This window comes from Winogradskyella sp., assembly GCF_003712105.1.
In the GTDB taxonomy this organism is placed as follows: domain Bacteria; phylum Bacteroidota; class Bacteroidia; order Flavobacteriales; family Flavobacteriaceae; genus Winogradskyella.
In genome coordinates this window covers 327,887-353,442 of the sequence record NZ_RHLG01000001.1, presented here as the reverse complement: position 1 = coordinate 353,442, position 25,556 = coordinate 327,887, and the positions used below count along the sequence as shown (strand labels likewise).

Below are 25,556 nucleotides of genomic sequence, written 5' to 3'. Positions count from 1 at the left end.
GCTGATTATATCAAAATATACATTAATTAAACTCACTTCAAATGAAAAGAAAATTTTACTTTTTGGTAGCTGCGTTTTTCATGATTTCTGTATCATTGGTTGCACAAGAGCGTACTTGTGCGGCTGCAGAAAATCTTGAATTGCAATTACAACAAAATCCTGGTCAGGCTGAAACCCTGTCGAGGTTAGAGGAGCTTACAAGACAACGTGCAACAAATCCAAGCATTCAACGAAATGCTAATGTTTTGTATATTCCTTGTGTTGTGCACGTAGTGTACAATACTGATGCTCAAAATATCAGTGATGCCCAAATTCAATCTCAAATCGATGTTATCAATAAGGATTTTAGAGGCCTTAACGTTGAGTTCGATAATATCCAACAGAATATTTGGCCACAAGCGGCTGATATGGAGATTGAGTTTTACTTAGCTCAAGTTGATCCTGACGGCAATCCTACAAATGGTATTACTCGAACGCAAACTAGCATTAGCTCTTTTGGTTTTGAGGAAACTATGAAAAGTACTGCGGATGGTGGTCAAGATCCATGGGATACGAGTCTTTATTTTAACTTCTGGACTGTAAACTTTTCAGGAGGACTTTTAGGATTTGCTCAATTTCCAGGTGGTTCTCCAGATACAGACGGCATCGTAATGGGTTATAACTTTTTTGGATCATCTGATGATGATGATGGAAGTTTTGTTTTATCTGCACCGTTTGATAAAGGTCGAACAACAACACATGAAATTGGTCACTTCTTAAATTTAAGACATATTTGGGGAGATGGGCCTTGTGGACAAGATGATTTTGTTGCAGATACGCCAGAATCTGACGCTTCTAATGGCGGATGTCAAGCAGGCTCAATGTCATGTGGCTCGGTTGACATGGTTGAAAATTATATGGATTACAGTGATGATGCCTGTATGGGATTATTTACAGAGGGTCAAAAGAACAGAATGCGAGCAACGCTTGAACCAGGAGGTCCGAGAGATGCTTTAGTTCAACCACCATTTCCGTTTCTATTAGCGGTAAATGCAGGTAGTCAAGATCAAGATGTGTGTACTACAGATGATGCCACAATTGACTTTACTTACAACTTAAATGATCCAGATTTTGCAGATACAAGTTCTGTTACATTTTCTGCTTCAGGATTACCAGCAGGAGCAACAGCAACATTTAGTCCTACATCGCCTTCAGCTGATGGAGATGTTATAACACTAACCATAAGCAATCTAGGTGGGGCTGTAGTAGACACATATGCGATTACTATCGAAGCTACTGATGGTAATGACGTTGTTCCAACAGCGACGTCATTAAGCGTTTTTAATGCAACATTTGCAACACTTACTGCGGTTACTCCGGCAGATGGATCTATTGATGCTAATCCTAATGCAACAATTGAATGGACTGAAGATAACAACGCCGATAATTATGAGGTAGATGTTGCAACTGATTCAGGTTTCACTAACATAGTTGCTGCTGGTGTAGTAGATCGTCCAGAGTTTGAAGCAATGTTAATGTCTAATACTCAATATTTCTGGAGAGTTAGAGCTGTGAATGACTGTGGAATTGGGAACTACGCAGAAGCTAGTTTTACTACTGGTAATGTTCAATGTGAGGTCTTTAATTCTACTGGAGCGCCAGTTCCAATTCCAGATGCTGTATTTTTTGGAGGACCAGGGGATCCAGTATCTTCTGCAATTCAAGTGACTGAATTGATTGAAATTAACGATGTTAATGTAACAATAAATGTGTCTCATACTTGGGGTGATGACTTAATTATAACACTTACAAGCCCAAGTGGAACAAATGTAGTGCTAAGTAATAGAAATGGAGGTCAAGGTTCTTCTTATGTTAATACCATATTTGATAGCGATGCTCCAGACCCAATAAGTTCTGGTTCAGGAACTTTTACAGGAACATTTGCACCTGACGGAGATTTATCGATTTTAAACGGTGAAACATCACCTGGTGAATGGCTATTAACAGCACAAGATTTTGTTAGTGGTGATACAGGAGCAATAGATAGTTGGTCAATTGAAGTATGTGGAATTCCACTGCCAGATGTAGATGGAGATTTAGTTGCAGATGCTGATGATAACTGTCCGGATACACCAAACACAGATCAATCTGATGTAGATGGAGACGGCCTGGGAGATGTTTGTGATGAGGATATAGATAATGATGGTGTGTTGAATGATGATGATAATTGTCCAAGTACAGCTAATGCAGACCAAGCAGATTTAGATAATAATGGTATTGGTGAAGCCTGTGATGAAATATGTAATTTTGGTAGAGCTGAGGACTTACCTATTACAATACTTGAAGAACAAGACGAACCACAGGTATATTTTACAGAGTTATTCATTGAAGATAATTTTATAATAGAGGATATTAATGTTCAAGTCGATATTACGCATTCTTGGAATAGTGATTTAAGAATTGCATTAATAGAACCTAGTGGAGCAGATTTTATTTGGCTGTCTTTCGAAAATGGTGGTTCTTCTGATAATTACACAGGTACAGTATTTGATGATGACGCAACAGAACCGATAGCTAGTGGCACAGGACCATTTAGTGGTGTATTTGCACCTGATGAACCATTATCAACTTTCAATGGAACATTCTCAAGAGGTACATGGACATTGGCAGTAGTTGATATGGTGGATGCAGATGGTGGTTCGATAAATGATTTTACTATTGAAATATGTGGACTTAGAGATTTAACTGATTATGATGGTGATGGAGTTTTAAATGAAGACGACAATTGTTTATTAGTATACAATCCAGATCAAGCTGATAATGATGGCGATGGCGATGGCGATTTGTGTGACCCAGATGATGATAATGATGGAGTGCTCGACGAAGATGATAACTGTCAATTTGTAGCAAATGCCGACCAAGCTGATAATGATGGTGATGGAGAAGGTGATGCATGTGATCCTGATGATGATAATGATGGTATCTTAGATGTTAATGATAACTGTCAATTTACAGTTAACTCTGACCAAGTAGATGTTGATTTCAATGGTATTGGTGATGTTTGTGACAATATTTTTGCCAATGATGTTCTTTCACCAAATGGAGATTCTATTAATGATACATGGGAGATAAGAAGTATTGAAAGATTCCCAGGTACAGTTGTTACTGTTTTCAATAGATGGGGTAATGAAGTTTTCAAATCTTCAAATTACCAAAATGATTGGGGAGGAACAGGACCTGGTGGAAATGTTTTACCAGCTGGAGCATATTATTTTATTTTAGATCAAGGTGGTACTGGCGATACGATTATTACTGGATGGATGGCAATAATTTTCTAGTAGGCTTAAAAATTAATTTAAATCAATACAATGAATTTTCTTAAAAACTCAATAAAAATAGGTGCTCTGTTGTTCTTTGGAATTACTTTCGCTCAACAACAGCCAAATTATGCACTATATAGATACACAATGAACGCTATCAACCCTGCATATGCAGGGGCTGATGGTGTGTCAAGACTAACAGCAAATTTTAGATCTCAATGGGTGAGTGTTGAAGATGCACCTGAAACACAAACTCTGTTTTATGAAACGTCTTTAAATGATAAAGTAGGTTTAGGTTTAAGCATCATTAACGACGATGTTTTCGCAAACCAGAATACGATTTTTACAATTGATTTTTCATATAAACTACAATTGAGTGAGACCACTGATTTATTTCTTGGATTAAAAGGTGGAGGAAGCATCTATAATTTTATCTCAAGTGACTTAGCTCAAACCGCTTTCCCAGTTGATCCTGCAATCAATACTATTGATAATGGATTTAGACCAATAGTTGGAGCAGGAGCATACTTAGTACATGACAAGTACTTTTTATCATTTTCAATTCCCTCAATACTATTAGATGAAAGAGTTGATTTTAATAATACAGGTTTAGTTACCACCGTAAATGAAAAAACGCATTTTTACTTATCAGGTGGTTATAACTTTGATTTATCTAGTGATTGGGAATTTAGACCTTCAGCAATGGTTAGAGCCGTTAGCGGATCTCCGGTTTCTGCTGATTTAACTGCCGCATTTAGATATAATCAACGATTTGAAGTGGCACCTATGTATAGAACTGATGGAGGATGGGCAGGAACAATGCTTTTAAATTTATCTGACTGGATGGATTTAGGTTATGCTTATGAAGGATCTTCTCGAGAAGTTTTAAATAACACAAATGATGGAACTCACGAAATTTTAGTTCGTTTTACATTTGGAAATAAAAATAATGATGATGACGATTCTGAAGAATAATAATCAGATTATATAAGTATAGAAAAGCCTTTCAGTTACGAAAGGCTTTTTTATTTTCCGTTATAATTATTCATTGTTTCTTTGATGCCTGAAAGTGCAAATGAATTGATAGCATTAATACTCAACTTTAACCTTTCGTTTAAAGCTTCGAGCTCTTCTTCAGACCATTTACCTAAAACATAATCTATTTGTCGACCTTTAGAAAAGTTGTTGCTTATACCAAATCGAAACCTATTGTAGTTTGTAGTTTGTAATTTGTCTTGAGTATCTTTTAATCCATTATGTCCGCCATCACTTCCTTTAGATTTTAAGCGTATGGTGCCAAATGGTAAATTAAGATCATCTGTAATTACCAAAAGATTTTCTATTGGTATTTTTTCTTTGGTTAGCCAATATTTTATTGCCTTGCCGCTTAGATTCATATAAGTGCTAGGCTTTAGAAACAACAGACTTCTTCCTTTAATTTTATATGTAGCTATGTCACCAAGTTTAGCTGTATTGAAAGTAAAATCATTATTCTTAGCATAAGCATCTAATATTTTAAATCCAATATTGTGTCTTGTGCTTTCGTATTTTTCTCCAATATTACCTAAACCAACTATTAAAAATTTTTTCATTGGGTCAATCTTTTCTTTGGCCTTAAAAAGGTTAATGAGCCATTTAATCATATAGTTTTTTTAAAAAATAAAAAGCATCCTGCTTATCAGGATGCTTTTCAAGATATAAAACTTAAATTAATTTTTAAGCTTCAGCTGCTGGAGCTTCAGTAGCACCTTCAGCTGCAGGAGTTGTTTCTTCTTCTTCTTCTTCTTCCTCTTCTTCAACATTCATAGAAGCTCTAGAACGTCTTACCTGGCAAACAACTGTATTGTCTGGATGAAGAAATTTATAAGCATCATTTTCTAAAGCAGTGATGTATAATTTACTTCCAATTTTAAGAGGTGTAATATCAGCTTCTATAAAATCTGGTAGATTTTGTGGTAAAGCTTTCACTCTTAATTTACGTTGATTTCTTCTTAAAACACCACCATTTAATACACCTTTTGATGTACCAATAACATGAACTGGAATATTCATTGATATTTCCTTGTCTTCAAATATTTGGTAGAAGTCTATGTGAAGAATTCTATCTGTCACAGGATGAAACTGAATATCTTGCATGATAGCATTATAAGTTTCTCCATTATCTAAGGCAATCACAACTGTATGCGCGTCTGGAGTGTATACAAGTTTTGAAAATGCCAATTCTGGTGCAGAGAAATGCAATGGCTTATCACCTCCGTATACTACGCAAGGAACCTGACCAGCATTACGTAAGGCTTTAGTTGACGTTTTGCCCACGCTTTCTCTTTGAGATCCATTAATTGTAATTGATTTCATTTTAAAAATTTAATGTATTATTTAATTACCTCATTTTGAGGGCTGCAAATGTAAATAATAAATTAAAATTCTGAAATTATATAAACTCTTTTTTTGATATATTTTCAGTTAAAGCATGTGCTAAACACAATTACATCACAAATTTTGAACTAATTGATTTGTTTTGATGTACATTTTGCATGACTTCAGCAAATAGATTAGCACAACTCAAAACACGAATTTTACTACTTTCTTGTTTTAACGGAATTGTATCTGTAACTATAAGCTCTTCAAGTTTCGAATTTTCTAGTCTTTCATAAGCACTCCCAGAAAGAATAGGATGAGTACATATTGCTCTTACACTCAAAGCACCACGTTCTATCATAACATCTGCAGCTTTGGTAAGGGTTCCTGCGGTATCAACCATGTCATCTACTAAAACTACATTTTTGCCTGTAACATCGCCAATAAGCTCCATATGCGAAATTACATTGGCCTTTGCTCGTTGTTTATAGCAAATGACAACATCACTTTCTAATGCTTTAGAATAAGCATAAGCTCTTTTAGAACCGCCCATATCTGGTGATGCGATGGTTAAATTATCTAGATTTAAAGATTTTAAATACGGTAGGAAAATGGTAGAAGCAAATAAATGGTCCACGGGTTTTTCAAAAAAGCCTTGAATCTGATCGGCATGCAAGTCCATGGTTATAATACGCGTAGCTCCTGCAGCTTCTAGCATTTTAGCAACTAACTTAGCGGCAATAGGAACTCTTGGCTTATCTTTTCGATCTTGTCTTGCCCATCCAAAGTAAGGCAAAACAGCTGTTATATGTCTAGCAGAAGCTCTTTTGGCAGCATCAATCATTAGTAGCATTTCCATGAGATTTTCTGGACCAGGATGCGTAGAACCAATGATAAAAATTCTTGTTCCTCTTATAGACTCTTCGTAAGAAGGTTGAAACTCACCATCACTATATCTGGAAGTAATAACATTGCCAAGTTTTGCACCATAAGCGTTTGCTATTTTTTCAGCTAAATATTTGCTTTGACTACATGTAAAAATTTTTGCTTCAGTTGCTTCGTAAGGCATGATTATTAGTGAATTATAAAGTTAGTCGATGTTGAATTTATTTGAGCCAAATTTAGAAAAATATTTGCCTAGCTAAAAACATAAATAGGAGTATTTTTCATTGATTCACAGAAATAATTTTCTATTTTTGCACCCCAATTTATTGTCTGTTAGACAAGCTCAAGTGGCGGAATTGGTAGACGCGCTGGATTCAAAATCCAGTTTCTTCGGAAGTGTGGGTTCGATTCCCACCTTGAGTACTTATAAGGCAAATCAAATTTTTAAGATTTGCCTTTTTTTTGGTTCTAATCCAAATCTACATAAGTGTTAAAGTTAACATATCCACATTCTAAAGAGTAACTCCAAACATTTATTACTCTATGTCTACACTTATTACATTGCTTTAGTTTTCATTATCGGGTATTAATACTTTAAACTCAAATAATAGGTATCGATATGAAATTTGAACGCGACAATATTAGATTTACATGGAGAATCTCAATATATTATTGGGAGATAGCAGTTATAGTGGCTGTATTTACATTTATAACGGTCATAGTACTTTAAACGCTCTCTTCTCAACCGTTAGATGTATTCAACTGCAATTTAAGTAAACAAAACATTTTTATGTTTTGTATAAAATTGTAGGCTAACTAAAACTAACATGTATTGCAACTTAAGAGCTCTAGTTAATTAATTTAAACTACTCTAATGTAGCCCATATGAATTTGACGTATTCATTAGTTTGCTTAAAGGTTACTATTTTAGTCTTAAACAGGGAGAATTGACAACAGTTAAATTTACCTTTTTTGATTATATTAGCTTTTGCTATGAAAAGCCTGTCACTACAAATTATTGCTATTTTCTTTTTCACTCTGAATACTGCTGTATGTCAAGTGTTTTCTGATATAACTGAATCTATTGGAATTAGTCCTGTAAGCGCCATGACAGACACATTTGGAAGTGGTGCTTCTATTGTAGATTTTGATAATGACGGCGATTTAGACTTTTTTATAGGTACTGAGTTTGGATTAACTAATCGAATCTATGAAAATCTTGGCAATGGACAATTTTCAGAGGTGGCCCAATCGTTAGGAATAACATCTACATATAGAAATCGCGCAGCACTTTGGTTTGATTATAATGGGGATGAATTATATGATATTGTATTGGTAGGAGATTGTAGAGGTTTTGATAATAGTTGTGTAGATAGAGCGGATATAACTTTATATAAGCAACTCGCTAATGGAAATTTTGAACAGGTCAATAACAGTGGTCTTGATTTTGGTGAAAAATACAGCTTACCTAATGTACGTGAAGTTATGTTGATTGGCGGTATTGCTGCTGGCGACATAAATAATGATGGGTGGCTAGATTTATTGGTTACTGCTTGGAACAATAGTGTTGATGGTGCAGAAATGACAATGTTTTTAAATAATAATGGTGTTAGTTTCACGGATATTACCGATATAAGCTTTCCTAATCACAATGACGTATCGAGATTTCAACCCATTTTCCATGATTTTGATAATGATGGATTAATAGATATTTATATAAGCATAGATTTCACAGCCAATGAGTTTTGGCATAATCAAGGAAATAATGTGTTTGAAGAAATTGGAGGCGATATAGGATGTGCAAATGCGTTTAATGAAATGGGTTTAACATTAGGTGATTATGATAATGACGGCGATTTTGATATGTATGCTACAAACATTACAAGATTAGACCCAACAGATGGTAGTGAAAGACATAATATTTTATTAAAAAATGATTGGGTCCAGAACAATAGTCTAGGATTTAGCGAAGAATCAGATATTTTGGGAATTGACCAAAGTGGATGGGATTGGGGCACTACTTTTTTTGATGCTAATAATGATGGTTGGTTAGATTTGGCTACAACAAATGGTTATGATCTCGAAGGCTGGTCGCCTGATCAATCAAAACTTTGGTTAAGTGTAGAAGGGTTAACGTTTTCTGATATTTCAAGCACTTCTGGATTTAATGATTATGAGATGGCTGCATCATTAGTGGCGTTTGATATGGAAAGAGATGGCGATTTAGATTTACTCCAAACTATTAAAGTGAGAGGTAATAATTTGATACCATTAAGACTATTACAAAATAATTACTCATCTACTACTAATGCTAACAATTACCTAGTGATAAAACCAAGAATGAATGGGAATAACCATTATGCCATAGGCGCAGTAGTTAAAATTGATTATGACAATGGAACAACAGGCATGCGCTTAATAACTGCAGGCACAAGTTTTTTTGGGCAAGAACCTGCAGAGGCATTTTTTGGTTTAGCAGACAATACATCTGTTGATGAAGTGCGTATTGAATGGCCAGATAATACGGTCACTTTAGTGAATGATGTTGACGCAAATCAAGTAGTAACAATCACAAATGATAATGCACTTAGTACTAATGAAGATGTATTAGAAGCCATATCAATATTTCCTAACCCTGCTGAAGATTTTATAGAAGTATCAACTAATGTGGATGTTCGAAGTGTTCAGATTCATAACCTACTTGGTCAAAAAATAACAACGAAAGAATCAGATACGAATAAGCTTAATATTTCTTTCTTAAAACCTGGAGTCTATTTCTTAAAAGTCACTGTAAAAGATAATTCGGTGAGCCAAATAATTCGTTTTGTAAAAAAATAGAATTAATTTAAACCCCAAATTCAAATTCCCCCATATTATGAACGAGTTTTGGTTTAATGTAAAATACGGAATTAATCATGTTTTAGACATTAATGGTTATGATCATGTTTTATTCTTAATGGTTTTAGCGGTTCCATATATTTTTAAAGATTGGAAACGCGTCTTACTCTTAGTATCGTTGTTTACAATTGGTCATACGCTTTCATTAGTTTTAGCGGCATACGATGTAGTTTCTGTCAATGGCAAACTAGTTGAATTTTTGATTCCTGTGACAATACTCATAGCTGCAGTTTATAATGTTTTTACTGCTGGGAAAAATGATAAGAACAAGCGAATAGGGTTGCTATTTTTCGCAGCTTTATTTTTTGGATTAATACATGGGTTAGGTTTTGCCAGAGAATTCGCCATGGTTTTTGGTGACGCAAATAATAAGGTTTTGGCCTTATTAGAGTTTGCTTTAGGAATTGAAATTGCTCAAATTATTATTGTATTTCTTGTTTTATTTTTTGGGTTTCTTTTTCAAACTATCTTCCGTTTTTCAAGACGCGACTGGGTAATGGTTTTGTCTTCTATAGTAATTGGCTTAGTTATACCTATTCTTGTTTCAAATAATATATTTTAAATACATAAAGTTTTATAAAACTTTAACTGAGAGACCATTGGTTATAAAATACTAAGCGACTATATTCGTTAACTACAAATAGTATAATCTTATGTAATGGCCAAAGACGCAAAACAACTTCGTTATGACAAAGCTTACCTACGCATGGCAAAAGAATGGGGTAAACTATCTCATTGTAAACGAAAACAGGTTGGAGCCATTATCGTAAAAGACCGAATGATTATTTCAGACGGTTATAATGGTACACCTACTGGTTTTGAAAATTATTGTGAAGATGATGAGGGTTATACAAAATGGTATGTATTACATGCTGAAGCAAACGCAATTTTAAAAGTTGCTGCATCAACCCAATCATGCACGGGAGCGACCTTATATATTACACTTTCTCCATGTAAAGAATGCAGTAAGTTAATTCATCAATCAGGAATCGTAAGAGTTGTTTATTCACAAGCTTACAAGGACGATTCCGGATTAAGATTTTTAGAAAAAGCAGGTGTTAAACTAGATTATATAAATGAATTAACCATATAATATGTCTAAATCAAAAAAGTTCATACCATTAATAGTAGGCATTGCAGCAGCAATGGGTGTTTTTATTGGTGGTAAGTTGAATTTTTCCGATACTTCAGACCGACTGTTCACCACAAATAGTAAAAAAGATAAGCTTAATCGACTTATAGACTATATCGATTATGAATATGTTGAAGAGATTAATACAGATAGTATAGTCGATGTTACAGTAAATGGTATTCTAGATAATTTAGACCCGCATTCAACTTATATTCCAAAAAAAGATTTGGAACAAGTCACCGAAAATATGCGTGGTGATTTTGTAGGTATTGGTATTAACTATTACCCCTATAAAGATACATTAGCGGTTATTAGACCAACAGAAGGTGGACCCAGCAGACGAGCAGGCATTAAGGGTGGAGATCGTATTATAATGGCCGATGGAGATACTATAATAGGCGATAAGTTTGACACAGATTTAATAAGCAAAAAATTAAAAGGTAAAAAGGGAACAAGAGTTAAACTAAAAGTGTATAGACCAGAAACTAAAGAGTTTCTAGATGTCATTGTAAAACGCAACGATATACCAATTAAGAGTGTTGATGCCGCTTATATGTTAACTAACAATCTTGGTTATATAAAAATTAATCGATTTGCTGAATCTACTTACAAAGAATTTAAAAGAGCTCTTAATCAATTACAAGAAAGAGGCGCTACTAAATTAGCACTTGATTTAAGGGACAATCCAGGTGGGTTTTTAGGTATTGCTGAGCGTATTGCCGATGAGTTTTTGGAAGATGATAAACTCATATTATTTACTAAAAACAAAAAAGGAAGGCGTGAAAACACCTATGCTACTAGTAGAGGTGATTTCGAAGAAGGCGATGTGTATATTTTAATTAATGAAAGTTCTGCTTCGGCCAGTGAGGTCATTGCAGGTGCATTGCAGGATAACGATAAAGGTGTTATAGTAGGTAGGCGATCATATGGTAAAGGATTAGTACAGCGTGAAATGGCTCTTGGCGATGGCAGTGCTGTAAGGCTAACGGTTTCAAGATATTATACACCTACCGGTAGATCCATTCAAAAACCTTACAGTAACGGAAAAAACAAAGCTTACTTTAATGATTACTATAAACGATTGAGAAGCGGTGAACTTGTAGATTCTGAAAATATACAAATAGATGACTCACTAAAGTTTGTGACGCCTGATGGGAAAATAGTCTATGGTGGCGGCGGAATTATCCCTGATATTTTTGTGCCGATAGATCGTTCTTATGAGAATGAAACCATAAACTACCTAAGACGATCTGGACATTTTGGCTATTTTGTTTTTGAAGAACTAGATAAAAATAGAGCAATCTATAATGGTGTTTCGAAAAGGGATTTTATTGAAAACTTTACAGTAAGTGATGATATTGTAGTGCGTTTTCAAGATTATGTAAACAAAGTTGAACGAACCAAAATTAGCTTTGTAGCATTAAATGAAGTTGTTAAACGTCTTATTAAAGCAACATTGGCTAGGCAACTTTATGATGATAATGCCTTTGAAGAAATCGTTAATAGAGATGATATCATGATAGATGAGGTTATTTTATTAAGCCAGGAGAATTATCAGGACTAAATTTTATCATGCACTTTAGCGTGTTTTCCATTATTCCATAGTGTCAAAATATCGGTTGCTACATGGGCTCCACTTCCACTTGCTATAGCAAATTGACTTCGCCATCCAGCAAGAGTACCGGCCACATAAAGATTCTCAATAATACGATGATCTGTATTTCGTAACCAAATTCTATTTTTTTCTTTAGCAGCCCTTGGATGAGATTCAATATAATTCTCAAGACCACGTATTGTAATTAGATCGGTATATCCAACAGCAATAACTACTATAGTGCTTTGATAGGTTGCTTTGTTGGTTTCGACTTCAAAAAAATCACCTATTTTTTTTACTGCCTTAACCTTCTCTTTAACAATTTGTTGTACATGAGGATATAAGTCATTAAGCTGTTTTTTGCCTTGCTCTAAAATATCTTTCCCTAAAGTCCCAGGAGCTAGACCTAGTACATTATTAAATAATGCATTTTGCAGGTGAGACGTTTTTTGATGCGTAATGAGTCCTATAACTTTATCGCTAGCAAACGCTTTAGGTTTTGCAGAACCAAGTACAAGTGCACAAGACATACCTGCTGCACCAGCTCCAATAATTAGTGCGTCAAAACTCATTTTTTACCCTTTTGGAGACGTTCTATTTTTTTCGAAATTCTTAAAATCTGAAGTAATACTAATGCACATAATGCTGCGATAATTGTGATGATTGCAGTAAAGCTGTCACCTACAAAAAGCGCATCAAAATTCAGTTTTGTCGCATTATAAATTATGAGGGCAATTGCAATAACTGAAGCAATGGGTATGTAAAATTTCATTTATTAAATATTTTAAAAAAACTATTAATCAGTTAGAAACCAAAATGGTTTAGGCATTAATAGTTTTCATTAATGCCCATTATGGGCTTTCATAAGCTAAACTAATAAGGCTTTTATATTAGCAGTAAATAACTTCACGGCGATTGCTAATAGTATAACACCAAATACTTTTCGGATTATCCTAATTCCATTTGGGCCTATTAAGCGTTCAATTCGTGAGGATGTCTTTAGCACTATAAAAATAACAAGAACATTTACAATTACCGCACAAATAATATTCTCTAAGGCAAATTCTGCTCTTAACGATAAAAGTGTTGTTAAACTACCGGGACCTGCAATTAAAGGGAATGCTAATGGAAAAACTGATGCCGTTATGGCGTTACTTTCTTCTTCCTTGTATAGCGTAATGCCAAGTATCATTTCTAAGGCGATAAAAAATAAAATAAAAGCACCGGCAACTGCGAATGAATTGACGTCAACACCTATAAAGCTCAACAAGCGTTCCCCAACAAATAAGAACACAATCATTATTACACCAGCGATAAGTGATGCTTTTTCGCTTTGAATATGACCAACTTTTTTTCGTAAATCAATTATAATAGGAATGTTTCCAATAATATCTATTACCGCAAATAAAACCATAAAAGCAGTAAAGATTTCCTTAAAATTTAGCTCCATGATAGTTAGGTTTAATTTTCGCCGCAAAGGTGCGATTAAATTATTGATTTTCAATATTAATTTACAATAAACTATCGAGATATAATCCAGAAATAGAAGTGATAATAAGATGTGTTTCAATCGTAATTATCGATTAAAGTTTAATTATTTTTACACCATGTTTCAGTTAGGCAAAACAATAGTTTCAGAGGATATAATAGAAAAGGACTTTGTGTGTAATCTTTCAGCTTGCAAAGGTGCCTGCTGTATTGATGGCGATGCTGGTGCACCCCTTGATAAAGAAGAAGTAGAAATACTAGAAGAGATATACCCAAAAGTAAAGCCTTTTCTTCGTAAAGAAGGTATTGAGGCTATTGAGCAACAAGGGACATCTATAACCACAGTCTTTGGCGATTTAGAAACACCATTAATTAATGGTGCTGATTGCGCTTATGTAATTTTTGACGATAAAAAGACCGCACTTTGTGGTATTGAAGAAGCTTATAACCAAGGTGAAATAGATTGGAAAAAACCTGTGTCATGCCATTTGTATCCGGTTAGAGTTAAAGCATATTCAGAATTCTCTGCTGTTAATTACGATAAATGGGAAATTTGTGATGACGCATGCACTTTAGGGAAAGAACTTCAAGTACCAATCTATAAATTTGTAAAAGAAGCACTTATAAGAAAGTTTGGCGAAGACTGGTATGCTGAATTAGAAAAAGTAGCAAAAACTAAACACCCATAACAAAAAACGAGCCTATTGAAAATAGGCTCGTTAATTAATAGAGAGTTGATTAATTATCCCTCACAACTCTCACAACTTTTCTTCTGCTTAAATTTCTGAGCAGCATTCATACTGTGCTGGTAGTATAGCGATTTAAGGCCTAACTTCCATGCAGTTACATGAATTTTATTAATATCTTTTACTGGCATATCTGGGTGCACAATGATGTTTAGCGATTGTCCTTGGTCTATATGATTTTGTCTGTTAGCGGCTTGATAGATTATATCCATTTGATCAATCTCAGGGTAAGTTCTAAATACTGCTTTTTCATCTTCACTTAAGAAGTCTAAATGCTGTACAGAACCGTCGCGATCACGTATACTATGCCACACTTCTGTGGTATCTTTCCCTTTTTCTTCTAATAGTTCTTGTAAGAAAGGATTTTTAATCGTCGTTTTTAACTTAGCAATATCTTTCACATAAATATTAGACCAAATTGGCTCTATACCTTGAGAAACTTGACCTAATATAAATGCAGATGACGTTGTTGGTGCTATAGCATTAAGTGTTGCATTACGACGACTGTATCCTTGAAGTACTTTTGGTTCTCCGAACTTCTGTGCTAATTGCTCTGATGCATCAAGCGAACGCTCTCTTATTGTTTTAAAAATCTCGCTGTTTAAGTTATACGCTTCTTGACTGTTAAAAGCATGCATTTTTGATTGTAAAAGTGAATGCCATCCTAATACACCCATTCCAAGAGCTCTGTTTTCTTTCGCAAAGTTATACGCACGCTCCATAAATAAGAATGTTTGTCTGTCTTCTCTATCATCAGAGTCACGATAAGCTTCTAATTTTTCTAAGAACTCAGTAATAACAGCATCTAAGAAATAAATCATAGTTTCTACTGCATCAGTGTCTTTCCATTTATCAAAATGCAGTAAATTGATGCTAGATAATACACAAACAAAAGACCATTCGTCATTTGATGGCAACATTATTTCTGTACACAGATTACTGGCATGAATTTTATGCTTTTTATCTTGATATACATCCGCAGCACCATTATTAGCATTGTCATTAAAGAAAATATAAGGGTAACCCATTTCTCCTCGACGTTGTAGTACCTTTGCCCAAAGACTACGCTTCTTTGCGTCACCATCAATCATTTCTTGCATCCATTGATTACCAACAGTTACACCATGTGTTAATTGTTGTATTGGATTACCTTCTGTTCCTATCTCTAAGAATTCTTCGATATCTGGATGCTCAATAGGTAAATAAGGAGAAAAACGTCCACGTCTTACAGAACCCTGACTTACAACATCTACCATAGACTCAAATAACTGCATAATGTGTACAGCACCTGAAGCTTCACCGTTGTTTTTAACAGCAGCACCTCTATGTCTAATTTTTCCAAAATATCCAGAGGTTCCACCACCAAGTTTAGACATCATTCCTACTTCTGATTGAGTGTAGAGTATGTTGCCCATATCGTCATCGATATGTGATCCAAAACAACTAATTGGTAAACCACGCTCCTTACCAAAATTTGACCACACAGGAGATGCTAATGAATAAAAACCATGAGACATATAAGTGTAAAACTTGTCTGAAAAACCAGGAATTTTAAGAATCTGCTCCGCACGATCTGCGACTTCGCGAATACGTTCTTCTGCTGATACGCCCTCAATCAGGTATCCAGCGCCTAAAAATTTTCTACTATTTTCATTAAGCCAATCAAAGTTACCTAGAGGTAATTGCTTATTTTGTTTTAAAGCAGTCTTTCGGGCTTGACTTAAAGTATCTGCGTTAGTTTCTTTTATTTGATTTTCATGGATGGTTTTTTCTTGCATGGGTTTTTATAAGTTAGGTAGTTAATGGATTAAAAAAGGTCGTCTCCTGAGAAACTTTGGGTTTTTTTACTGTAGTTTATTGAGCGCTTAACAAAGAAATCACCATGTTTGGTTCCGATGATTTCATCATCAAACCACTCGGTTTGTGCAACTAGAGACTCATCGATATTAAAGATTTTTTCTACACCGATGCTTTCTAATGAGCGGTTGAATCTATTTTTTATAAATTCTATCACAACATCTTTAGGAAGGAAATCAAGCTCACCATCTTCAAAAATCCAGTCTACTATTTCGCTTTCTGCTTCCATTGCATCCAAGCACATTGCTTTTATGGCTTCATTAAACTCTGCTGTAAACCACTCTGGTCTTTCAGTTTGTAAAATTTTAATAAGGTCTATTCCAAAATCACCATGGATTTGTTCTTCCTTCGATGTAGCTTCTACAACATTAGAAATTCCTTTAAGCATATTTTTATGCTTATTAAATGCCATAATGATTAGGAATTGAGAAAACAGCGACACATGCTCAATAAATACTGAGAATAATAAAACTGATTCTGAGAATTCCTGTAATTCCTGACTTTTACTATTGCGTAATGCTTTTTCTAAGTATTGCACACGTTTCATAATTACAGGCTTGCGTTTGAGTTCTTCAAACTCACTATTAAGGCCTAAAATTTCCAGTAGGTGAGAATAAGCATCTGCATGACGTACCTCACTCTCAGCAAAAGTAGCTCCAACAGATCCTATTTCTGGCTTAGGCATGCGTTGATAAATATCTCCCCAAAAACTTTTTACTGCAACTTCGATTTGTGAAATCGCGAGCATTGTATTTTTGATAGCAGATTTTTCAGCTTTGTTTAGACCTGATTTGTAATCTTGTATATCGCTCGTAAAACTAAACTCCGAATGTATCCAATATGAGTGTCTAATCGCAGGTACATATTCATACAATTGTGGATACTCATATGGCTTTAAATTTATACGTTTTTCAAAAATGTCTGATTTACGTTTTTGAGCTTGTTGGTCCCTGTAGATAATGTAGGCTTTAGCTGCTTTTAAGGCGCCAGACTCCATTAATTTTGTCTCAACAAAATCTTGTATTTCTTCAATGGTTGGTATATAGTCTGCATCTACTTTTTTACGCTCAGATAATGCCGTAAACACCTCAATAGCAACATTTTGAGCATCATCTTGAGTACCTTCTCCAACAGCACTCATTGCTTTGAAAATGGCAGTGGTTATTTTATCAAGCTCAAATTTTTTAGTCGAGAAGTCCCTCTTGACTACGAAATCAATTTTTGTCATAATTATAAAATTTGGAGTAAACCTTAGAGTTGTAAAGATTGGATTTTTTCTGTCTAAATTTCAACCGACCTAAAATTGGTTCTCAACATTTTTATTAACATTAATTTAATACTCGATGTTTAAAGACTTTAGCTTCAAAAAAAATTTTTTTAAGCTCAAAAAAAGACCTTTTTTAACAAAAAAAGACCTGTAATATTTTAAAATTTATATGACCAAAAAGTCTAATGGAAGTAAACTTTAGATAAAAAGTTTAAAAGTGATGGAAGATTTTGATAAGGAAATTAGTTTTTAGTTTCCTAATGTATCTGTCCCAAGATACTTATCATCTTTGTTGTAATACCAAGCTCTAATTTTTGGCATTTTAATTTCAGTAACCAATTGTTCTTCGGTCAATAAAATATACTCGCCAGAGTCAGCTTTTACCTTGCCGTTTTCGTCTATTTTATAAAACTGATAAATTTCCATGGCATAAGTCTTTGGGTCGAAGTAGAAATACCATACATCGCTACCAACTGAAGCGTCATAAGTAACATTTAAAACTAAATAGTCTTTTCCTTTAAACTGTTTCTTTTGAACCTTAGGGTTAATATTTGTACCCTTATCTTTTAACTTCATTGGTAGACCGTAGAGATAGGTGTAGTAGTTTTTATATAGTAAAGCCCTATCGCATGACATGTTCTTTTCTTTGGCTAGAGTAGCGTCAATTTGTTTTCCATTGTAAAACATTGAACAATTACTTTTACTCATAGTATAATTTGTTGTAATGGTATCTCTAGTTGCTGTTACACTAAAAAACTCTGCAGGCAAATTAATGTTGATATCACTTACTCTATCACTATTATTTGGTGTTGTCATGGTAACTTTAAAATCACCTTTGAAGGTACTCCAATTGCCATTTGGGTCGTGATAGGTTATGGCTTTGTCTAGTAACTCTTCAGCTGTTAGATTTTGACTATAAATGTTAGTGCTCATCAGAGCTAGTAATACTATAAAGTAAGCCTTTATGTTATTGCAATTATTCACCTTCTGGGATTGTTGCTGGTTCAACTGAACTGTCATGAGAATTAAAATACTCTTCTAGTAAGTTCATAGTTGCAGTAAGTAAATCTTTAGTCTCTAGAAGTAAGGCAAAATATAGCGTTGTGTTTTTAGGACTTGATTCTTCATTACGTGTACGCTCAACCTGCTTCTGAATCTTATCTCTGACAACCTCAAATATTTGAGGTTTGTTGGTTAAAATGGCACCAATTTCTTCAAACGAACGCGACTCGAAAGCATTTTGAGTAGATAAGAACAAATTCTCTAGTTGTTCATCTAAGTCTTTTAACTCTTTTATTTGACTAAACTTTAACTTCTTATGATTATTATTAACGTGCTTGAGACTAACTTTAGAGATATATTCTAAAGACTGAGTCATGTCTTGCAAATACCCAAGAATATTTATGTAGAAGTTACTAGCAGATAAACTTGGTTCTTCAAGATTTTTTATAAAGTAGAAGATATTATCTCGTAGCGCATCTATCTCATCAGAGAGCTTTAGAATCTGCTTTTTATTCTTTTTAAGTAATTGTAAGTTTTGCGTCGCTAAACCATTTATTGCTGAAGTGTAAATACGATTGCCACGTTTAACCACATTCGCAATTGTAGAAGCACTCTCTTGAATAACACCTTGAGTAGAACTGCTTTCTGCCTTTTCTAATTGGTCTTCTTCTCGCATTACTTGCGATTTTTTTCTGTGAGACATGTAGTTTTTAACCAGTAAAACCATGGCAAGAACTAGTAAACCTGTTAGCGCATAACCACCACCATAATAAAGAACTATAGCCATAAGTGCAGCAGCAACAAAAGCACTGAAAGCTGTAAAAAACCAACCACCAATAACATTAAGTACACCAGCGACACGATATACAGCACTTTCGCTACCCCATGCGCGATCAGCTAAAGAAGTTCCCATAGCAACCATAAAGGTTACATATGTTGTTGAAAGTGGTAGCTTCATTGAAGTTGCGATAGAAATAAGTACACTGGCAACCATGAGGTTTACAGCTGCACGGACCAAGTCGAAAGCAGGAGCATCTTGCGCTTTTACTAAAGAAATTGGTTTTATATATTGGTTATTAGTCCAATTCTTGTAAGCTTCTGGTAGAATACTATCTATTCTTTCAGAAAGACCAATGGATAATCTTACAATATTTCGAGATAAGAAATTTGGTTTAAAACGCTCACTACCTTCATCTTGTCGCGAAAGGTCTACAGAGGTTTTAACAACGGCTTTTGCTTTACTAGAAAACCATAATGTTAATACCATAACCAATCCGGCAATAAGTAGTAGGTAAGGTTCGGTTTGTACAGGTTTTGATAAATCAATCATCGCAAATTGTGATGCAGCTTCACCACTTATCGACCACACTTCATAAGAGTTATAGGCAGCAATCGGTACACCAATAAAGTTCACTAAATCATTTCCTGCAAAAGCTACTGCTAAGGCAAAAGTACCTATGACAATAATTATAGTATATATTTTAGCATCTAATAATTTTACAGCTAGGTAAGAAAGTAAAGTAAATACAGCAAAGCTTAATCCAATAAACGCAATTGGGTTTGTGCTTAAAAACTCCTTAACAGCAGGCGGCATAAATGTGGCATTCTTAAGACCTTTGACAATAATAAAGTACATGATAGAAGTTACCGCAAAGCCACTAAAAATTGCACTATACCAAATTGGTTTTTCTTCAAACTTAAAGGACAATAAAACTCTAGATATATATTGAATGATGGCGCCAATAGTAAATGCTACAACAACAGATAAGAGTATACCTAGTATTATTTCTATGGCTTTAGAGTTATTAATGTAATTAGTTATATCTGTAATTGATTGCGCATCGTCAGCATATATTTTTATGAGCGCAACAGCTACGGAAGCGCCTAAGAGCTCAAAAACAATAGAGACTGTGGTTGATGTAGGCAGTCCTAAAGTGTTGAAGAAATCGAGCAACAGTATATCTGTAAGCATAACAGCCATAAAGATGACCATGATTTCATTAAACATAAACTCACCTGGATTGAAGATACCTTTACGTGCGACTTCCATCATACCACTTGAGGTCAATGCACCAACCGCAACACCAATACTGGCAACAATCATTATGGTTTTGAAAGAAACAGCTTTAGAACCTATTGCTGAGTTTAAGAAGTTAACAGCATCATTACTTACACCAACAATTAAATCTGCTATTGCCAAGAATGCTAGCGCAGCTAGCATGTAGAGGTAAATGTTTTCCATTAAAAAACTGCGTAATAAATCATCGCAAATGTCACATTTTATATTGATGCTAATGTTATGTAAATGTTATGTTCTTTGGCTAGTGTAAAATTGGGCAACTACTGTTTTTACTTCGATAATGATGAAATCTATCTCAAAACATAGATTTTACAGATTTAATAACATTTAAGAATTTAATAATCAGTTACTTAAATGATTAATGTTAATTTAATGTTATGTAAATATTGTTTAAAAGTAAAATTAATGTTATGTTTGTAATGCAATCATTAATAAAAACATATCATCTGATGAAAAAGATAGTTGTAGTATTAGTAATGTTATGTGTTGGTTTTACCTACGCTCAAAAAGATAGAACATTAACTCTTAATAAAGAAAAAGATTTAATAGAGGTTACTTATTACCATGATAACGGACAAGTAAGCCAAACAGGTTATTACACAAAAGACGGTAAGTTACATGGTGAGTGGTATAACTATTGCCATAAGGGTAACAAAATTGTTTCAGCTAAATATGATAATGGCCAAAAAGTTGGGAAATGGTTCTATTGGTCAGGTGATAAGTTAAAAGAAGTAGACTATACAAATAATAAAATAGCAAGTGTAAATGAATGGGTACAGAATAGTGCTGTCGCATCCAATTAATTTATACACTTTAAATAAACAAAAAGAGCAGCTATTCAGCTGCTCTTTTTTTATGTATATAGTAGAACTAATTAATACGTATTAGTTTCTTGTCCATCCAGAATTCCAAGAGTCATAATTTGCTCCAGTTCCATTACCAATACCACTAAAGAATGTGTCAGCGTCAAAAGCACCATTTGTGTCATTCTTTAAATTAAGCATAACATCGCTAAAAGTAATATCAGTTACACCTGTCTCGTTAGCAAGTACACCAACTCCTGTTTCTTCATCATCAAGATCGTATCCTTCTTCAAAGCCTTGAATTAAAACATTATTAAACATAGCTCGAGTACCTGCTCTTAATCGGATTGCTTCATTGCCGTTACTTGAACCTAAACCATTAATAGTAATATTATTTACGGTTGGTGCACTCCAAAAAACAGGGTTAGAGTTATTACCTATATCAGTATTAAAACCATCACCTTCAATACCTTTGTCATGAGACTGTCTGTGCTCAATATATACATCTGTAAGCGTACCTGTAAAACCTTCTGTCCAATCTACAGAATCATCTTGAGCACCTACTACAGATATGTGAGAAGCATTTACTGTTCCTCCAAAAAATTCAACACCATCATCTGCACCTTCAAACGCTTGAATAAAATCGATAGTTGTTCCGCTACCTACACCATAAAAAGAAAATCCATTATTTTCTGAAGCCGCATCAGCAGCTCCACCAGAATATTCTATACGTACATATCTTATAATTCCAGAACTATCAGAAGCATTACTTCCGCCGTAAGGTAAACCTCCAATTTCAGATGTAGATGTTGCATCTCCACCTACCACAGAATTTATTGGAGCACGACCTAATACGATAAGTCCACCCCAATCACCAGGATTAGGTGTTGCTGAGTTAGATGTAAATACAATTGGGTTAGAAGATGTTCCTTCTGCCATAATCACACCACCTTGTTGAACTGCAACATAAACATCAGAACCTGTAGTAGCTCTAACAACTACACCTGGATCAATTGTTAGTGTAATACCATCTGGTACAATAAGAGCACTTGTTAAATCATACTCTGTACCAGTTGTAAGTGTAAGATCAGAAGTAAGTGTTCCTCCAATTTCAAGGTCAGAAGGATTTGTTGGGTTAGATCCTCCGTTATCTAAATTTATGGTGACATCTGCTGTATCGTCTGCTGCGCAGCCCACAACTAAAAGTGTTAATGCTGTAAATAATCCTAAAATAAACTTGTTTGTTTTCATTTTGTTTGAATTTATTTAATATTCGTTTTCGGTTGATTTAAAATTTATACTTGAATTGAATGCTAGCGTTAATACCTCTTTTGTAACTCGATAGCGCAAACTCAGAAAGGTTAGGATTTATTCCCAAGTCATTTGCTAATGCTGCATCAAAGGATACGTTTTCACGTACACGCTCTATTGTAGGGTCTAATATGTTTTTAACACTCGCATTAATCTCAAAGTTTTTGTTGATTGTGTTTTTCCATACGAAATCTAGTGTCGGAACTCCTTTTTCAATAATATTTCCTAATTGACCAGAACCTAATGCATCTATACGATCTGAGAAATAAGAGAAAACAAGGTTAGCAACTGGCTTATACTCACCAAAAGTTGGGCTGTAACTTATATCAGCATTAATAAGAATTGGTGATGCACCTTGAAGCTCGTCAGAATCTCTGTTAAAGTTAGTATTGAATGTTCCTGAAACTGTTTTAAGGTCTTGCGTTGTTGAGGTATAAGTAATATTCATACCTGCTGATAAAATGCTATTTTCATCTTCATCCTCAAGAAGTCTCTTTCTAACTTCAAGCTCTATTCCGAAAACATCAGCGCGGTCACCAGTTCTAAAGAAACGTTGTGTACCTGTTGCATCATTAGCAGAAACCAAGTTTACAGGGTCATTTATAGTTTTATTAAAAAGACCAATAGAGAATATTTCGCCACTATCTATAAACCACTCGTACTTTAAGTCTAAGTTGATAATAGTAGAAAACGCAGGGTCGTTTAATAAGTCTGGATTACCACCAATACGGTCAGTTACATTCTCGTAAACAAATGGAGCAACTTCTTTAAACTCTGGATTTGAAACCGTTCTACTTGCCGAAAAACGAAGATTTTGATCTTCAGTAAGTGCGTATTTAACATTTAAACTAGGTAAGAAGAACGTTTCTTTAGCTTCGTTACTTCCAGGGTTGTTAAAAGAAAGATTAATTACATCGTAGCTAATCTCTTGATTAAAACTTTCAACTCTTACACCAGGAACAAGAGTCCATTTTTCTCCTATTTTGTATACTGCATCAGCATAAACTGCATGTACATCAAGGTTACCTTCATAAGTGTTTTCTAGTTGCCCAGGTAAGTTTTCTCTTCCTAAACCGTTTGCTGGATCTAAAGGACGGAATACACTTGTATTGTATAAAACACCTTGATTTTCTCTTGTAAAGAAAGCATCAAAATTATTAACGTCTTCAATCTCTGTAAGAGGATTAATGATATCATATCCATAACGTTGGTTGTCGAATGTACGCTCTTTTGTACGTCCATTGTAACCAAAGTTGAATTTTAGAGTTTCGGATTGCTCATAGCTTAAGTTAACACGAGCATTGAATTCACTATCTTCAATATTCTGAAAATAACGCTGGTTATCAAATTCTACGTTTCTAAAGAAAATAGCATTAGTATTTGGATCGTTATCCAGAGTATTTTCAAAACGCTCAAGTGCAATACGTTTACGGTCTGGTTGGCGAGCTAATACTTTGTTGTAACCTAAGCCATAGTCTAACTTTAATTTTTCGCTCAATGTACTTGTTCCTAAGATTTGATTAACAAAAATCATATCCTGTTCAAACTGTACATTTTGAGTAAAGAACCCAAAATCATCGTTATCGGCAATTGTATTACGGTTATAACCACGACCATCTATACCAAAGCGTCCTACTTCGTCAGTAGCATCATTAATGAATAATGAGTTAAACTTAATTTTGTGATCACTATTAATTCGGTATACAACATTAGCCATTGCTGTTGTATTACGAGTAAATTCGAATTCTTCAGCATCTTGGAAAATAGTATTTGCTGCTGCTGTGACGTTAGCAAATTGTCCTCTTCTATATTCAAAACTACTACCAAACGCAGCTGTTGTAAAAAGACTTAATCGAGATTCTTCACCAATTTCCCAAGATTTACCGCTTGAAAAATTTCCTTCTACACCAAGAGAACCGTCAATACCTTGTGGATCTACACCATGTGATAAAATTACAGCGAATGGATTGTTACGATAACGGTTATAAAACCCGAAATAACCAGTTCCTTCACTTTTCACAAAGTTCTTGCCTATTGCATTTGTGTTAAAGTTCGAACCTAAATTTACATCCAAGAAAAAATCACCTGTATGTTCTTTAGCAACGATGTCTACATTTCCAGCTGCGAAATCACCATAAAAATTAGCTGCATAAGTTTTACTTACACCTACATTTTGTATAACGTCAGAAGAAAAAAGATTAAGATCCATGTTCTTCTTTTCAATATTATTAGCAGGTAAAGTAAGTCCGTTATATGTTGTGTTAAGGTAACGATCACCAAGACCACGAACGTAAACATTTCCTCCACCTTCTTGTTTCGAAATACCAGATATTTTAGTGACAGCTCCAGCAGCATCACTAACACCTTTACGTGAAAGTTCTACAGCACCAATACTTTGCTTAATAGTAGTTGCTTTTTTCTGATCTAAAAGGAGCGCAGTTTCTGTTTCCTTTTTTGCAGTAGTCTTAATAACAACTTCATCAAGGGAGGCCGCACTTGCAAACATGATAATATCAAGTTTGATTTCTTTACCAGCTTCAACAACAACTTGTTTTTCAATTGTTTCGTAACCAACAAAACTAAATTGAATAGTATAAGTTCCTGGGTCTAGATTATCTAATCTATATACACCATCAATATCAGATGTAACACCAGTAGTAGTACCTTTAATTAGAACATTGGCGAAGGCAAGAGGTTCGTTGTTAAACTCCTTATCTGTTAATGTACCGTAGACAGAACCAGTATCTTGAGCAAAAGATATTGCAGTAAAAAGTATTGTGAATAATATAGTTATATGTCTCATCAGTTTATTCCTAATTTGATGATGCAAAGAAAC

20 protein-coding genes and 1 tRNA gene are annotated in these 25,556 nt (G+C 34.4%); 9 read left to right on the top strand and 12 right to left on the bottom strand.

The features are described from left to right. Positions 1–41: 41 nt before the first annotated feature. Together ED556_RS01705 and ED556_RS01700 are read left to right on the top strand one after the other, a co-directional pair. A complete protein-coding gene (locus ED556_RS01705) occupies positions 42–3,317 on the top strand; it encodes a thrombospondin type 3 repeat-containing protein (protein WP_296318809.1) in 3,276 nt (1,091 codons plus the stop codon). A gap of 30 nt (positions 3,318–3,347) precedes the next feature. Further along, positions 3,348–4,274 (top strand): type IX secretion system membrane protein PorP/SprF, encoded by a 927-nt coding sequence (locus ED556_RS01700; RefSeq protein ID WP_296318808.1) that lies wholly within the window; start codon positions 3,348–3,350, stop codon positions 4,272–4,274. Between the two features lie 50 nt (positions 4,275–4,324). Here the strand turns inward: ED556_RS01700 and pth are convergent, their stop codons facing one another. The 3 genes from pth to ED556_RS01685 all read right to left on the bottom strand — a co-directional run bounded on the left by pth (position 4,325) and on the right by ED556_RS01685 (position 6,726). Continuing rightward, positions 4,325–4,942, bottom strand: a complete 618-nt coding sequence (gene pth / locus ED556_RS01695; protein ID WP_296318807.1) for an aminoacyl-tRNA hydrolase — start codon at positions 4,940–4,942, stop codon at positions 4,325–4,327. Between the two features lie 73 nt (positions 4,943–5,015). Further along, a complete protein-coding gene (locus tag ED556_RS01690; RefSeq protein ID WP_296318806.1) occupies positions 5,016–5,654 on the bottom strand; it encodes a 50S ribosomal protein L25/general stress protein Ctc in 639 nt (212 codons plus the stop codon). A gap of 130 nt (positions 5,655–5,784) precedes the next feature. Beyond that, positions 5,785–6,726, bottom strand: a complete 942-nt coding sequence (locus ED556_RS01685; RefSeq protein WP_296318805.1) for a ribose-phosphate pyrophosphokinase — start codon at positions 6,724–6,726, stop codon at positions 5,785–5,787. A gap of 157 nt (positions 6,727–6,883) precedes the next feature. Here ED556_RS01685 and ED556_RS01680 point away from each other — a divergent pair. The 5 genes from ED556_RS01680 to ED556_RS01660 all read left to right on the top strand — a co-directional run bounded on the left by ED556_RS01680 (position 6,884) and on the right by ED556_RS01660 (position 12,136). After that, positions 6,884–6,965, top strand: a tRNA-Leu gene (locus ED556_RS01680). 570 nt (positions 6,966–7,535) lie between these two features. Next, the gene (locus ED556_RS01675; protein ID WP_296318804.1) at positions 7,536–9,380 is read left to right on the top strand and encodes an FG-GAP-like repeat-containing protein; all 1,845 of its coding nucleotides are present in this window, start codon (positions 7,536–7,538) and stop codon (positions 9,378–9,380) included. A 37-nt stretch (positions 9,381–9,417) separates the two neighbouring features. Beyond that, positions 9,418–10,002, top strand: coding sequence for a HupE/UreJ family protein (locus ED556_RS01670; RefSeq protein WP_296318803.1), 585 nt, complete (start codon positions 9,418–9,420; stop codon positions 10,000–10,002). A 96-nt stretch (positions 10,003–10,098) separates the two neighbouring features. Then, a complete protein-coding gene (locus tag ED556_RS01665; protein WP_296318802.1) occupies positions 10,099–10,533 on the top strand; it encodes a dCMP deaminase family protein in 435 nt (144 codons plus the stop codon). A 1-nt stretch (position 10,534) separates the two neighbouring features. Continuing rightward, entirely contained in the window at positions 10,535–12,136 is a 1,602-nt protein-coding gene (locus ED556_RS01660) for a S41 family peptidase (protein WP_296318801.1), read from the top strand. Here ED556_RS01660 and ED556_RS01655 read toward each other — a convergent pair. The 3 genes from ED556_RS01655 to ED556_RS01645 all read right to left on the bottom strand — a co-directional run bounded on the left by ED556_RS01655 (position 12,133) and on the right by ED556_RS01645 (position 13,616). Further along, positions 12,133–12,738, bottom strand: coding sequence for an FAD-dependent oxidoreductase (locus ED556_RS01655; protein WP_296318800.1), 606 nt, complete (start codon positions 12,736–12,738; stop codon positions 12,133–12,135). The genes ED556_RS01660 and ED556_RS01655 overlap by 4 nt on opposite strands. After that, complete coding sequence (locus ED556_RS01650) at positions 12,735–12,938, bottom strand: hypothetical protein (RefSeq protein ID WP_296318799.1); 204 nt, start codon at positions 12,936–12,938, stop codon at positions 12,735–12,737. Before ED556_RS01650 ends, ED556_RS01655 begins: the two co-directional genes overlap by 4 nt. A gap of 96 nt (positions 12,939–13,034) precedes the next feature. Next, positions 13,035–13,616, bottom strand: a complete 582-nt coding sequence (locus tag ED556_RS01645) for a MarC family protein (protein ID WP_296318798.1) — start codon at positions 13,614–13,616, stop codon at positions 13,035–13,037. Positions 13,617–13,773: 157 nt separating this feature from the next. Here ED556_RS01645 and ED556_RS01640 point away from each other — a divergent pair, with 157 nt between their 5' ends. Next, positions 13,774–14,343, top strand: coding sequence for a DUF3109 family protein (locus ED556_RS01640; RefSeq protein WP_296318797.1), 570 nt, complete (start codon positions 13,774–13,776; stop codon positions 14,341–14,343). Positions 14,344–14,396: 53 nt separating this feature from the next. Here ED556_RS01640 and ED556_RS01635 read toward each other — a convergent pair whose 3' ends face one another. From ED556_RS01635 to ED556_RS01620, 4 genes are all read right to left on the bottom strand, one after another. Next, entirely contained in the window at positions 14,397–16,178 is a 1,782-nt protein-coding gene (locus ED556_RS01635; RefSeq protein ID WP_296318796.1) for a ribonucleoside-diphosphate reductase subunit alpha, read from the bottom strand. A 29-nt stretch (positions 16,179–16,207) separates the two neighbouring features. Beyond that, positions 16,208–17,485 carry a ribonucleotide-diphosphate reductase subunit beta gene (locus ED556_RS01630; RefSeq protein ID WP_296318795.1) on the bottom strand — a complete coding sequence of 426 codons (1,278 nt, stop codon included), beginning with the start codon at positions 17,483–17,485 and terminating at the stop codon, positions 16,208–16,210. Positions 17,486–17,773: 288 nt separating this feature from the next. After that, positions 17,774–18,544, bottom strand: coding sequence for a DUF6503 family protein (locus ED556_RS01625; protein ID WP_366663735.1), 771 nt, complete (start codon positions 18,542–18,544; stop codon positions 17,774–17,776). Then, positions 18,501–20,768, bottom strand: a complete 2,268-nt coding sequence (locus ED556_RS01620; RefSeq protein WP_296318794.1) for an inorganic phosphate transporter — start codon at positions 20,766–20,768, stop codon at positions 18,501–18,503. Before ED556_RS01620 ends, ED556_RS01625 begins: the two co-directional genes overlap by 44 nt. A 287-nt stretch (positions 20,769–21,055) precedes the next feature. Here ED556_RS01620 and ED556_RS01615 point away from each other — a divergent pair, with 287 nt between their 5' ends. Further along, on the top strand, positions 21,056–21,409 hold the full coding sequence (locus ED556_RS01615) for a nicotinic acid mononucleotide adenyltransferase (RefSeq protein ID WP_296318793.1): 354 nt from the start codon (positions 21,056–21,058) through the stop codon (positions 21,407–21,409). A gap of 81 nt (positions 21,410–21,490) precedes the next feature. Here ED556_RS01615 and ED556_RS01610 read toward each other — a convergent pair whose 3' ends face one another. Next, a complete protein-coding gene (locus ED556_RS01610; protein WP_296318792.1) occupies positions 21,491–22,660 on the bottom strand; it encodes a multidrug transporter in 1,170 nt (389 codons plus the stop codon). A 37-nt stretch (positions 22,661–22,697) separates the two neighbouring features. Then, complete coding sequence (locus ED556_RS01605; protein ID WP_296318791.1) at positions 22,698–25,523, bottom strand: TonB-dependent receptor; 2,826 nt, start codon at positions 25,521–25,523, stop codon at positions 22,698–22,700. Positions 25,524–25,556 lie beyond the last annotated feature (33 nt).